The sequence below is a fragment of the Alsobacter sp. P4_H11 genome, from assembly GCF_056400925.1.
Window position 1 is genome coordinate 24,592 of the sequence record NZ_JBFUKI010000002.1, and the last position, 12,723, is coordinate 37,314.

The 12,723-nt window shown below is 68.9% G+C and carries 13 protein-coding genes; 9 read left to right on the forward strand and 4 right to left on the reverse strand.

Going from position 1 to position 12,723, the window contains the following annotated elements:
* The 8 genes from yidC (at window position 1) to AC1DSZ_RS03590 (ending at window position 8,104) form a co-directional block, all read left to right on the forward strand.
* Window positions 1-1,857 carry a membrane protein insertase YidC gene (gene yidC, locus AC1DSZ_RS03555; protein WP_476837013.1) on the forward strand — a complete coding sequence of 619 codons (1,857 nt, stop codon included), beginning with the start codon at window positions 1-3 and terminating at the stop codon, window positions 1,855-1,857.
* On the forward strand, window positions 1,857-2,549 hold the full coding sequence (gene yihA / locus AC1DSZ_RS03560; protein WP_476837014.1) for a ribosome biogenesis GTP-binding protein YihA/YsxC: 693 nt from the start codon (window positions 1,857-1,859) through the stop codon (window positions 2,547-2,549). The genes yidC and yihA overlap by 1 nt, the downstream gene beginning before the upstream one ends.
* On the forward strand, window positions 2,546-2,914 hold the full coding sequence (locus AC1DSZ_RS03565; protein ID WP_476837015.1) for a DUF423 domain-containing protein: 369 nt from the start codon (window positions 2,546-2,548) through the stop codon (window positions 2,912-2,914). Before yihA ends, AC1DSZ_RS03565 begins: the two co-directional genes overlap by 4 nt.
* A gap of 71 nt (window positions 2,915-2,985) precedes the next feature.
* Window positions 2,986-3,876: an acetylglutamate kinase gene (gene argB / locus AC1DSZ_RS03570; protein ID WP_476837016.1), complete on the forward strand. Its 891-nt coding sequence runs from the start codon at window positions 2,986-2,988 to the stop codon at window positions 3,874-3,876.
* 402 nt (window positions 3,877-4,278) lie between these two features.
* Window positions 4,279-5,025, forward strand: coding sequence for a pyrimidine 5'-nucleotidase (locus AC1DSZ_RS03575; protein WP_476837017.1), 747 nt, complete (start codon window positions 4,279-4,281; stop codon window positions 5,023-5,025).
* A gap of 65 nt (window positions 5,026-5,090) precedes the next feature.
* On the forward strand, window positions 5,091-5,933 hold the full coding sequence (gene dapD, locus AC1DSZ_RS03580; RefSeq protein WP_476837018.1) for a 2,3,4,5-tetrahydropyridine-2,6-dicarboxylate N-succinyltransferase: 843 nt from the start codon (window positions 5,091-5,093) through the stop codon (window positions 5,931-5,933).
* A 296-nt stretch (window positions 5,934-6,229) separates the two neighbouring features.
* Entirely contained in the window at window positions 6,230-7,396 is a 1,167-nt protein-coding gene (dapE, locus tag AC1DSZ_RS03585; protein WP_476837019.1) for a succinyl-diaminopimelate desuccinylase, read from the forward strand.
* Between the two features lie 123 nt (window positions 7,397-7,519).
* Window positions 7,520-8,104, forward strand: a complete 585-nt coding sequence (locus AC1DSZ_RS03590; protein WP_476837020.1) for a hypothetical protein — start codon at window positions 7,520-7,522, stop codon at window positions 8,102-8,104.
* On the opposite strand, the gene truA is transcribed toward AC1DSZ_RS03590, so the two are convergent.
* Genes truA through def form a run of 3 tightly spaced genes read right to left on the reverse strand, consistent with a single transcriptional unit; the run spans window position 8,101 to window position 10,317 of the window.
* Window positions 8,101-8,838 (reverse strand): tRNA pseudouridine(38-40) synthase TruA, encoded by a 738-nt coding sequence (truA, locus tag AC1DSZ_RS03595; protein ID WP_476837021.1) that lies wholly within the window; start codon window positions 8,836-8,838, stop codon window positions 8,101-8,103. The genes AC1DSZ_RS03590 and truA overlap by 4 nt on opposite strands.
* On the reverse strand, window positions 8,838-9,770 hold the full coding sequence (fmt, locus tag AC1DSZ_RS03600; RefSeq protein ID WP_476837022.1) for a methionyl-tRNA formyltransferase: 933 nt from the start codon (window positions 9,768-9,770) through the stop codon (window positions 8,838-8,840). The genes truA and fmt overlap by 1 nt, the downstream gene beginning before the upstream one ends.
* Window positions 9,771-9,798: 28 nt before the next feature.
* Window positions 9,799-10,317, reverse strand: a complete 519-nt coding sequence (def, locus tag AC1DSZ_RS03605; RefSeq protein ID WP_476837023.1) for a peptide deformylase — start codon at window positions 10,315-10,317, stop codon at window positions 9,799-9,801.
* A gap of 112 nt (window positions 10,318-10,429) precedes the next feature.
* Between def and AC1DSZ_RS03610 the strand changes: the two genes are divergently transcribed.
* The gene (locus AC1DSZ_RS03610) at window positions 10,430-11,611 is read left to right on the forward strand and encodes a DNA recombination protein RmuC (RefSeq protein WP_476837024.1); all 1,182 of its coding nucleotides are present in this window, start codon (window positions 10,430-10,432) and stop codon (window positions 11,609-11,611) included.
* Between the two features lie 324 nt (window positions 11,612-11,935).
* Here AC1DSZ_RS03610 and recR read toward each other — a convergent pair whose 3' ends face one another.
* A complete protein-coding gene (gene recR, locus AC1DSZ_RS03615) occupies window positions 11,936-12,538 on the reverse strand; it encodes a recombination mediator RecR (RefSeq protein ID WP_476837025.1) in 603 nt (200 codons plus the stop codon).
* Window positions 12,539-12,723 lie beyond the last annotated feature (185 nt).

The window sequence follows — 12,723 nt, forward strand, 5'->3', positions numbered from 1 at the left end:
ATGCAGGACAACAAGAACTTCTTCCTCGCGATCGCCCTCTCGCTGGCGGTGCTCATCGGCTGGAACGTCTTCTTCGGCGTGCCCACGATGGACAAGGCGAAGCAGGACGCGGCTCAGAACGCGAAGGTGGCGGCGCAGAACAGCCAGGGCCCGATCCCGGGCGCGAGCCCGCAGACCAACACGCCGCCTTCCGAGAGCATGGCGGTGATCGCGCCGACGCGCGACATGGCGCTGATGGCCTCTCCGCGCGTGAAGATCGACACCGCCCGGGTGCGCGGCTCCATCGCGCTGCGCGGCGGCGACGTCGATGACATCGCGCTGAAGGACTACCACGAGACCGTGGACCGCCAGAGCCCGAACATCGTGGTGTTCTCGCCGGCGGGCGGCCCCGAAGGCTACTTCGCCCGCCTCGGCTGGCTGCCCGCGCCGGGCGCCGCCGTGGACGTGCCGCTGCCCAACACGGTGTGGACGGCCGACTCGCAGACGCTCACCGAGGCGAAGCCCGTCACGCTGACGTGGGACAACGGCAAGGGCCTCGTCTTCAAGCGCCTGATCGCGATCGACGGCAACTACATGCTGACGGTGACGGACAGCGTCGAGGCCCGCGACGGGACCACGGCGTCGCTGACGCCCTACGGCTTCGTGCGGCGCATCGGCAAGCCGGTGACGCAGGGCTACTACATTCTCCACGAGGGCCTGCTCGGCATCCTGGGCGAGCAGGGGCTCAAGGAAGAGAAGTACGACTCGCTCGAGAAGGAAGCCGCGCTGTCGGCGACCGAGAAGGGCAAGAGCTTCCCGCAGGCCACCGGCGGCTGGGTCGGCATGACGGACAAGTACTGGGCCGCCGCGCTGATCCCCGACCAGAAGGCGCCCTACACGGCGACGTTCTCGTCCGCGACGCCCCCGGGCGGCCAGCACAACTTCCAGACGCTGGTGACGCTGCAGCCGCAGACCGTGCAGCCCGGAACCGCCGCGACCTCGACGACGCGCCTCTTCGTGGGCGCCAAGGAGGTCAACACGATCGACGGCTACCAGAACACGCTCGGCATCGAGCGCTTCAAGCTGCTGATCGACTGGGGCTGGTTCTGGTTCATCACGCAGCCGATGTTCAAGCTGCTGGACGGCATCTTCAAGCTCGTGGGCAATTTCGGCATCGCGATCCTGGTCGTGACCGTGATCGTGAAGGCGCTGTTCTTCCCGCTCGCCAACAAGAGCTACAGCTCGATGGCGAAGATGAAGGCCGTGCAGCCGCAGATGGCGGCGCTGCGCGAGCAGTACCCGGACGACAAGGTCAAGCAGCAGCAGGAGCTGATGGAGCTCTACAAGCGGGAGAAGATCAATCCCGTGGCGGGCTGCCTGCCGGTCATCATCCAGATCCCGGTGTTCTTCGCGCTCTACAAGGTGCTGTTCGTCACCATCGAGATGCGGCACGCGCCGTTCTTCGGCTGGATCAAGGACTTGGCCGCGCCGGACCCGACCTCGATCTTCAACCTCTTCGGCCTGATCCCCTGGACGCCCCCGCACGTGCTGATGATCGGCATCTGGCCGCTGATCATGGGCGTGACGATGTTCGTCCAGATGAAGATGAACCCGGAGCCTACGGATCCGGTCCAGAAGACCATGTTCACCTGGATGCCGGTGTTCTTCACCTACCTGCTGGCGTCCTTCCCGGCCGGGCTGGTGATCTACTGGTCCTGGAACAACCTCCTGTCGGTGTCGCAGCAATATCTCATCATGAAGCGCCAGGGCGTGAAGGTGGAGCTGTGGGACAACCTGCGCGGCGCCTTCAAGAAGGCCCCGCCCAAGCCTGCCGCCGCGGAGGCCAAGCCCGACGCGAAGGCCGGCAAGCCGGCCTGATGAGCGAGCCCGCACCCACGCATCCCGAAAAGGCCGCGCTCGACCCCGCGCTGGCGGAGGCCGGGCGCAAGCTCTTCGCCGGGGAGGCCGGCTTCTTCTGGGCGGCCGCGCCGACCGGCAAGCTGCCGCCCATGAGCAACCTCGAGATCGCTTTCGCGGGGCGCTCCAACGTCGGCAAGTCGAGCCTGATCAACGCGCTCACGGGCCGCAATGCGCTGGCCCGGACGTCGCACACGCCCGGCCGCACGCAGGAGCTGAACTTCTTTGACGTGAACGGCCGCTTCACGCTGGTGGACATGCCGGGCTACGGCTACGCGGCGGTGTCCAAGCAGAAGGTGCAGGCCTGGACGGGCCTGATCCACGACTATCTGCGCGGCCGCGCCACGCTGGCGCGCGTGTTCGTGCTGGTCGACAGCCGCCACGGGCTGAAGGCCGTCGACACCGAGATCATGGACCTGCTCGACAAGTCCGCGGTGTCCTACCAGATCGTCCTCACCAAGGTGGACGAGCTGAAAAAGGGCGAGGCCGAGAAGCGCGTGCAGGAGACGCTGGACGCCCTGAAGCGCCGGCCCGCCGCCTATCCGGAGATCATCGCGACCTCTAGCCACGAGGGCGAGGGCGTATCGGAGCTGCGCGCCTCGGTGGCCAAGCTGCTGGTGGAGCGCGGGGCGCTCGAGGTCGTGAAGGCGTGAGCCCCGGCTCGCGCGCCCTGATCGCGCTCGCCGGCGTCTCCGGCTGCGCCGGCGTGGCGCTCGCGGCGGCTTCGGCGCATATCGGCGGGCCCAACCTCGCGACCGCGGCCAATTTTCTGCTGTTCCACGCCCCGGCCCTGCTCGGCGTCGCGCTCGCGGCGGATCTCACCACCCTACCCCGCCGCCCGACGCTGGCGGCCGGCGCGTTGCTGGCCTTCGGCGTCACGTTGTTTTCCGGCGCCCTGGCGCTTGGGGCGCTCGCCGAGTGGCGCCCTATCCCGATGGCGGCCCCGACCGGCGGTTTTCTTCTGATGGGCGGCTGGCTGCTGCTGGCCGGGAGCGCGGTTTTCGCCCGGGCGCGCTAAAGCGGTTTCCACTTCGGCCCCGGGTGCTCTAGAAGGCTGCCGCAGAGACCGCAGCAGAGCGAGCGCCGCCGATGCCCGACAGCAACGATCCCCACCAGCAGGCCGAAATCCTCGTCCAGGCGCTGCCGCACATGCTGCGCTACGACGAGGCCACCGTGGTGGTGAAGTATGGCGGCCACGCCATGGGCGACGAGCAGGTGGCGCGCGACTTCGCGCGCGACATGATCCTGCTGGAGCAATCGGGCGTGAATCCCGTGGTGGTGCACGGCGGCGGCCCGCAGATCGGCGCCATGCTGAGCCGGCTCGGCATCAAGAGCGAGTTCGCGGCGGGCCTGCGCGTCACCGACAAGGCCACCGTAGAGGTGGTCGAGATGGTTCTGGCCGGCCTCATCAACAAGCAGATCGTCGGCTTCATCAACAACGAGGGCGGCCGCGCCATCGGGTTGTGCGGCAAGGACGGCAACATGGTGACGGCCCGCAAGGTCACCCGCACGGTGATCGATCCGGAAAGCAACATCGAGAGAGTGGTCGACCTCGGCTTCGTGGGCGAGCCCGAGAAGGTCGACAAGACCGTGCTCGAGGCGCTGCTCGGCCGAGAGCTGATCCCCGTGCTGGCGCCGGTGGCCAACAGCGCCGAGGGCCAGACCTACAACGTCAACGCCGACACCTTCGCGGGCGCCATCGCGGGCGCGCTGGGGGCCAAGCGCCTGCTGCTGCTCACCGACGTGCCGGGCGTGCTCGACAAGAACAAGAACCTCATCAAGGAGCTCACCGTCGACCAGTGCCGCGCGCTGATCGCGGACGGCACCATCACGGGCGGCATGATCCCCAAGGTCGAGACCTGCATCTACGCGCTGGAGCAGGGCGTGGAAGGCGTCGTGATCCTGGACGGCAAGGTCCCGCACGCCGTGCTGCTGGAGCTGCTGACGGATTTGGGCGCCGGGACGTTGATCACGCGGTGAGGCGGTGGCGGCTGCCGGCCGTTTTCGCTTCTGCGATGCCGAATGATCGGCCGCACTCTCTCCGTCATCCCCGGCGGCGCGCGGCGCCGGGAAGGGGATCCAAGGAGTGAGCGCGGCGGCCCTGGATCCCCTTCCCGGCCTGCTCCGCAGGCCGCCGGGGATGACGGCCGGGTGGGGGAACGGTCGTGACATCCTCGCCGTCATTGCGAGCGACAGCGAAGCAATCCAGCTTATTGCCGGGCCTTTAGGCTGGATTGCTTCGCTGTCGCTCGCAATGACGGCGAGGCGTTGGGACGGCGTGGCTGAAGTAAGCACCCTCCCCAATCCCTTAACCTCTCCGGTCGACACTGATCCTCTTTCGCCACAATCTCGACGTTGTGCGATGTGAGGCTCCGTCGTCCAATGACACGTCACGTTCCCCCGCCGCCCGCTTCGGCGACACCGGGTTTCGACCATGTCGAGACCTGGATCTTCGATCTCGACAACACGCTCTATCCGGCGCACGCGCAGTTGTGGCCGCAGGTGGACCAGCGGATCACGCTGTTTCTGGCAGACATGTTCGGCATCGACGGCATTTCGGCCCGGGCCCTGCAGAAATATTATTACGGGCGCTACGGCACGACCCTGAAGGGCCTGATGGACGAGCATGCCATCGAGCCGGCAGATTTCCTCGATTTCGCGCACCAGATCGACCTGTCGCTGCTGGACCCCGATCCGGCGCTGGGCGCCGCCATCGAGAAGCTGCCCGGCCGCAAGCTGATCCTCACCAACGGCTCGCGCCAGCACGCCGAGAACGTGGCCGGCAAGCTGGGCATCCGCGACCATTTCGAGGAGATCTTCGACATCGTGGCGGCGGACTTCGTGCCCAAGCCCGAGGCGCGGACCTATGAGAAATTCCTCAACCTTCACGGCGTCGACCCACGCAAATCGGCGATGTTCGAGGATCTGGCCAAGAACCTCGTGGTTCCGGCCGCGCTCGGCATGACGACCGTGCTGGTGCTGCCCAAGACCTTCGACCTCTACCGCGAGGCGGAGGAACAGGAGGCCGTGGTGGCCCCCTATATCCACCACTCCACGGTGGACCTCGCCGACTTCCTGCGCACGAACACGCCCCTTCGCGAGATCGAGGCGGTCGCCGGCGCAGCGTGACGGATGACAGCGGCGGCGCGCGTTGCTAAGCACGCGCGACCTTTCGCCAACTCCGGACGCCCGCCATGTCGCACGCCCACCTCGCCGCCACCCTCGACGCCGCCTGGGAGAACCGGGCCGAGCTCGGAACCAGCACCAAGGGTGAGGTGCGGGACGCCGTGAACGAGGCGCTCGCCCTGCTGGACAGCGGCAAGGCCCGGGTCGCCGAAAAGGGCGCGGACGGCTGGACCGTGAACCAGTGGTTGAAAAAGGCCGTGCTGCTCTCGTTCCGCCTCAACGACAACGCCATCATCAAGGGCGGCCCCGGCGCGGCGACCTGGTGGGACAAGGTGCCCTCCAAGTTCGATGGCTGGGACGCGGCCGCCTTCCAGTCCGCCGGCTTCCGGGCCGTGCCCAACTGCACGGTGCGCAGCGGCGCCTATGTGGCGCCCGGCGTGGTGCTGATGCCGTCCTTCGTGAACATCGGCGCCTATGTGGACAGCGGCACGATGGTGGACACCTGGGCCACCGTGGGCTCCTGCGCGCAGATCGGCAAGAACGTGCATCTGTCGGGCGGCGTCGGCATCGGCGGCGTGCTGGAGCCGCTGCAGGCCGGCCCCACCATCATCGAGGACAACTGCTTCATCGGCGCGCGCTCCGAGGTGGTGGAAGGCGTCGTGGTGGGCGAAGGCTCGGTGATCTCGATGGGCGTGTTCATCAGCCAGTCCACCAAGATCGTCGACCGCGAGACCGGCCAGGTGCATATCGGCAAGGTGCCGCCCTACTCGGTGGTGGTGTCCGGCAACATGCCCGGCAAGCCGCTGCCCAACGGCGAGCCCGGCCCGTCGCTGTATTGCGCCGTGATCGTCAAGAAGGTCGACGCGCAGACGCGCTCCAAGACCAGCATCAACGAGCTGCTGCGGGATTGAGGGATCGATTCCGGTCAGGGTTCGGGCGCTGCGCCTGCGCTCGGCCTGGCGCGTCCGCATCTGAGAGCCGCGCCAACCACTACCCCCCTCATCCTGAGGAGCATCGCCTCTTGGCGATGCGTCTCGAAGGACGAGGGACTCCAGGGGGCTGGAAGTCTGTGCAAGCTGGACTCCCTCGTCCTTCGAGACGCAGGCCGAAGACGGCCTGCTCCTCAGGATGAGGGTATTGAGAATGTTCGAACGATTTTTTCGGCCAGGCTCTCAGGATGAGGGCGCTGTTGGTTGGGGATGATTCCATGCTCGATCCACACGATCCCGTCGCGCTCACGCAGGCGTTGATCCGTTGTCCGTCGGTGACGCCGCACGAAGCGGGGGCGCTGCAGCTGCTCGCCGACGTGCTCGCCAAGGCCGGGTTCGAGACGCATCTGCTCACCTTCGCCGAGCCCGGCACGCCGGACGTGCAGAACCTCTACGCCCGCATCGGCCGGGAAGCGCCCTGCCTGGTTTTCGCCGGCCACACCGACGTGGTGCCGCCCGGCGACGAGAGCCGCTGGACGCATGCGCCGTTCGGCGGCGAGATCCAGGACGGCGTGCTCTATGGCCGCGGCGCGACCGACATGAAGAGCGGCGTGGCGGCCTCGGTTTCGGCGACGCTGCGCTGGCTGGCGGCCCATGGCGGCCGGCCGCCGCGCGGCTCGGTGGCGTTTCTGCTGACGGGCGACGAGGAAGGCCCCGCCGTGAACGGCACCGTGAAGCTGCTCGAATGGGCGCATGCGCGCGGCGAGCGGTTCGACTTCTGCGTGCTGGGCGAGCCCACCAATCCGGACGCGCTCGGCGACATGATCAAGATCGGCCGCCGCGGCTCGCTCACGGGCGAGATCACGGTGGAGGGCGTGCAAGGCCACGTGGCCTATCCTGACCTGGCCGAGAACCCGATCCGCGGCCTCGTGCGGCTGCTCGACGCCGTGATGGCGAAGCCGCTGGACGCCGGCACGGCGCAGTTCGGGCCGTCCAACCTCGAATTCACCAGCGTGGATGTCGGCAACCCCTCCACCAACGTTATCCCGGCCAGCGCCCGGGCGGTGTTCAACGTCCGCTTCAACGATGTCTGGACGCACGAGACGCTTGCGGACGAGATCCGCCGGCGCCTCGCCGAGGCGGCCGGCAACGCCGTGCGCTACGACGTCGCATTCCGGCCCTCCAACGCGCCCGCGTTCCTGACGCCTCCCGGCGCGTTCGTGTCGCTGGCCGCCGACGCCGTGGAGGCCGTGACGGGCCGCCGTCCGGCGCTGTCCACCACGGGCGGCACATCGGACGCGCGGTTCATCAAGGATTATTGCCCGGTGATCGAATTCGGGCTCGTCGGCAAGACCATGCACAAGGTCGACGAATGCGCCGAGGTCGCCGACATCGAGGCGCTCGCGGGGATCTACGAGGAAATGATCCGCCGGGCTCTCGCCTAGGCGGGGCCTCGGCGGGAGGAACGATCCTCCTCACGTTCCGTTGAATGTGCCGCACGTCACTCGACAAAAGTCGGAGACGGGCGCAGTCTATGTTGCAGTGCAGCAATTCAGCGGGAGCGTCGCATGTTCCTGACCATGGATGAGGTTGGCCGATCGCTGGCCGGATCCGTCAAGTTGTTGAACCGCGACCCGGAGGGCCTCGGCGCCTTCGAGGTGTCCTTCGAGGCGTTTTGGCGATCCTTTGCGGCCATGCTGCTGGTCGCTCCCGCCTTCGTGGTGCTGCTCGCGGATGCGCGCCTGCAGGCCGGCCTGCCGCTCGAGGACGGATTGTTCGAGAGCCCGCTGCTGGTGACCCGGCAGGCGCTGCTGGTGACGGGCTGCTGGCTCGCCTTTCCGATCGCGATGGTGGGATTGGCCCGGCTGCTCGGCGTCGGCCGGCGCTATGCGCGCTACATCATCGCGTATAATTGGTCGGCCGTGGTGGCGACCACCATCATGGCGGCCCCGCATGCGCTGCACGTGGTCGGCTGGGCGACGGCCGGGCTCACCACGCTGTTCCTGCTCGCCTTCGGCATCCTGATCGTCCAGTGCCGCTGGTTCCTGGCCAAGACGGCGCTCGGCGTCTCGGGCGGAGTGGCCGCCGTGGTTGTGCTGGTGGAGCTCTGCGTGAATGGCGCGGTGACGGCCGCGGCCTCTCTGCTGGCCTAGTAGTCGACGCCGATCAGGTAGAGGCCGCAGGACGGCGCCATGGCGCCGCAGCGCGAGCGCTGGCGGGATTCCAGCGCGTCGCGCAGATCGTCCTTGGTCCAGCGACCGGCGCCGACGAGCTGCAGCGAGCCCACCATGGAGCGCACCTGGTGGTGGAGAAACGAGCGGGCCGACGCGAAGACGCGGATCTCGTCGCCGATGCGCTCCACGTCCAGCCGGTCCAGCGTCTTCACCGGGCTGAGCGCCTGGCAATCGGACGAGCGGAACGTCGTGAAATCGTGCCGGCCGACGAGCGCCTGCGCGGCGTCCTGCATGGCGTCCGCGTCGAGCGGCCACTTCACGTGCCAGACCCGGTCGGCGTCGAGAGCCACGGGCGGACGGCGGTTGACGATGCGGTAGAGGTAGCGCCGCCCCCGCGCCGAGGTGCGGGCGTTGAAATGGTCCGCGACCTTCTCGGCCGACAGGATGGCGACCGGCGCGGGGCGGATCTTGGCGTTGATGGCGTCGCGCACGGTGTCGGTCGGCCAGTCGCGGTCGAGATCCACATGCGCCACCTGGTGGGTGGCGTGCACGCCCGCGTCCGTGCGCCCCGCGCCCTGGATGCGGACCTGCTGGCCGGTGAAGCGCGCGATGGCGTCCTCGATGCGGGCCTGGACGCTGTCGCCCACCGCCTGGAACTGCCAGCCCACGAAGGGCGTCCCGTCATACTCGATGACGAGCTTGTAGCGCGGCATCAGCCGAACCTCGCGCCGGCCGGGACCGGGACGCCGCGCAGGAACTCGTCCGCCGCCATGGCCCGGGAGCCGGCCTTCTGCACCTGCAGGAGGCGCACGGCGCCAGCGCCGCACGCGACCGTGAGGGCGTCGTCCAGCACGAGGCCGGGATCGCCGGAGCGGTCCGGGACCATCGCGCTGCGCAGCACCTTGATCCGCTCGGGGCCCCGGCCGAGGTCGATCGTCGCGAAGGCGCCCGGGAAGGGCGAGAGGCCGCGGATGCGGTCGTGCACGGCCTGCGACGGCTGGGTCCAATCGATCCGGGCGTCCTCGTTGGCGATCTTGTGCGCGTAGGTGACGCCCTCGGCCGGCTGGGGCGTGAACTGGAGGCCGCCGCGCGACAGCGCCGCCAGGGCGCGCACCATCAAGTCGGCGCCGAGCGGGGCCAGGCGGTCGTGCAGTTCTCCGGCCGTCATGTCGGGCCCGATGGCGACGCGCTCGGCCATGCCGACCGGGCCGGTGTCGAGCCCCTTTTCCATGCGCATCACGGCGACGCCGGTCTCAGCGTCCCCCGCCATGATGGCGCGCTGGATGGGCGCAGCGCCGCGCCAGCGCGGCAGCAGCGAGGCGTGGAGGTTGAGGCAGCCGAGCTCGGGGGCGGCGAGGATGCTTTCCGGCAGGATCATCCCGTAGGCGACCACCACGGCGACGTCGGCGTCGAGCGAGCGGAACTGCTCGGCCGCCTCCTCGCCGCGCAGGGTCGCGGGGGTGAACACCGGGATGGCGAAGCGGTCCGCCGCCTGATGCACCGGCGAAGGCTTCAGCGCCATGCCGCGGCCGGCCGGCGCCGGGGCGCGGGTGTAGACGGCAATTACCTCGTGGCCCTGGCCGACGATCTCGGTGAGCGTCGGCACGGCGAAATCGGGCGTGCCCATGAAGACGACGCGCAGCATGGCGACCCCGCTTGGTGTGTCGGACCGGTCAGGCCTGCGCGTCGCGCCTGGCCTGCTTGGAAAACTTCTTCAGCACGCGATCGCGCTTCAGCTTGGAGATGTGGTCGATGAAGAGCGTGCCCTCGAGGTGGTCGATCTCGTGCTGCAGGCAGGTGGCCAGCAGCCCGTCGGCCTCGATCTCGCACGCGCCGCCGTCGCGGTCGGTGAACCGCACGCGCACGCGGGCCGGGCGCTCCACTTCCTCGTAGTATTCCGGGATCGACAGGCAGCCTTCCTCGTAGACGGAGCGCTCCTCGGACGACCACACGATCTCGGGATTGATCAGCGCCAGCGGCTCCTTGGGGGCGTCCTGCTTGGCGACGTCGATGGTGACGATGCGCTCGGGCACGCCGATCTGGATCGCCGCCAAGCCGATGCCGGGCGCCTCGTACATGGTCTCGAACATGTCGTCGATCAGCGGCGCGAGATCGCGCACGGGGCGCACCACCGGCGCGGAGACGAGGCGCAGCTTCGGATCGGGAATGACGAGGATGGGTCGGGTCGACATGGCGGGCGCAGCTTTCCGGATGACGCGGTGGAGATAACGACTCGGAAACGCAAAAGCAAACCGTTCCGCCTTCGTTCTCGCGTTGCAGGCGAATCGCGCCTAAGTTCGCGGGATGGACCGGATCATCCTCGTCGTCGGCGGCCACGCGGTGTCGTGGGGCGAAGCCGTGCTTGGCCTGCTGGGCGCGGCCGTGCTGGCGCTGCTGTGGCTCGGCCTGACGGCGCTGGGCGCTGCCCGGCATCGCGCCGAGGAGGCGGCGGCCGCCGCCGAGCGGCAGCGCGAGCTGGACGAGAAGCTCGCCGGGCTGGCGCAGATCCAGTCCGAGATGACGGGCCGGATGCAAACCATCGGCGAGGTGTTCGGCAACCGGCAGGTCGATCTCGTGCGGCTGATCGCCGAGCGCCTGGACAGCCTGCAGAACCGCGTCGGCGACGGGCTCAACGCCAGCCAGAAGCAGACGGCCGAGAACCTGTCGCGGCTCAACGAGCGCCTCGCCGTGATCGACGCGGCGCAAAAGAACCTCACCGACCTCACCGGCGAGGTGCTGAGCCTCAAGGACGTGCTCTCCAACAAGCAGACGCGCGGCGCCTTCGGGCAGGGCCGCATGGAGGCCATTGTGCGCGACGGGCTGCCGCCGGGCGCCTTCGCGTTCCAGGCGACGCTGTCGTCCGGCAAGCGGCCGGACTGCATCATCCGCCTGCCGGGCGACGAGCGGCCGCTGGTGGTGGACGCCAAGTTCCCGTTGGAGGGCTTCACGGCGTTCCGCGAGGCGCAGGGCGACGACGCGCGCCGCATCGCGATGCAGCGGGTGCGCGCCGACGTGGGCGGGCACATCAAGGACGTGGCCGACAAATACCTGATCCCGGGCGAGACGCAGGACATCGCGGTGCTGTTCGTGCCGGCCGAATCGCTGTTCGCCGACCTGCAGGAGCATTTCGAGGACCTTGTGCAGCGCGCCCACCGGGCCCGCGTGCTGATCGTGTCGCCATCCCTGCTCGCCATGGCGATCCAGGTGATGCAGGCCATCGTCCGCGACGCCCGCATGCGCGAGCAGGCGCACCAGATCCAGGCCGAGGTCGCCAAGCTGATCGAGGACGTGCGGCGCCTGCGCGACCGCACCGGCAAGCTGGACCAGCACATGCGGCAGGCCGGCGACGACATCGCCCAGATCGTCACCTCGGCCGACAAGGCCCTGAAGCGCGGCGAGCGGATCGAGGCGATGGAGTTCGAGACGCCGGCCGTGGCGGCCCCGTCCGCCGAGGCCGGGCCGTTGTTCGGCCGCGCGGCGGAGTAAGGGCGGCGGGGTTGGGGGCTCGTCGTCTTCCGGGGGAAAAGGAGTGCGCGGCGGGGACACCTTCGCGGTCACCACTCATGCCGCTGGCTCACCTCTCGCCGTCATCCCCGGCGGCGCGTAGCGCCGGGAAGGGGATCCAGAGGTGAGCGCCTTTGCTCTGGATCCCCTTCCCGCGCCTTCGGCGCGCCGGGGATGACGGCGGGTGAGTTGCAACGGTCGTGACATCCTCGCCGTCATTGCGAGCGACAGCGAAGCAATCCAGCCTAACGCCCGGCCTTTAGACTGGATTGCTTCGCCTTCGGCTCGCAATGACGGCAGGGCGGGCTAGAGCGTCGTGCGCTGCCGAAACGCCGCCGAGAGGGTGCCTTCGTCGAGGTAGTCGAGCTCGCCGCCGACCGGGACGCCGTGGGCGAGGCGCGTGACCTTCACGCCCGTGTGGGATAGCAGGTCGGTGACGTAGTGGGCGGTCGTCTGGCCGTCCACGGTGGCGTTGAGCGCCAGGATGACCTCCTCCACGCCGCCCTCGGCGACGCGGGAGACGAGCTTGTCGATGTTGAGGTCCTTGGGACCGACGCCGTCCAGCGCCGAGAGCGTGCCGCCGAGCACGTGGTAGCGGCCGTTGGCCACGTGGGCGCGCTCGAGGGCCCAGAGGTCGGAAACGTCCTCCACCACCACCATGACCTTGTTGTCGCGGCGCGGGTCGGCGCACAGCACGCAGGGGTCGGAGGTGTCGACGTTGCCGCAGCTGGAGCACACCACCACGCGCTCGTTGGCGACCCGGATGGCGTCGGCGAGCGGGCCGAGCAGCTGCTCGCGCTTCTTGATGAGATGCAGCGCCGCGCGGCGGGCCGAGCGCGGGCCGAGCCCCGGCAGGCGCGCCAGGAGCTGGATCAGTCGCTCGATTTCAGGGCCGGTGATGGACGCCATGGTGGTTCTTTGCTTGGCGGCGACGACGATAAGCCAACCGCCTCGATGCCCTCATCCTGAGGAGCGGGGCGCAAGCCCCGCGTCTCGAAGGACGAGGGTCCAGAAAGCTGATGATCGCGGTCCACTGGATCCCTCGTCCTTCGAGACGCAGGCCCAAGCGGGCCTGCTCCTCAGGATGAGGGCTT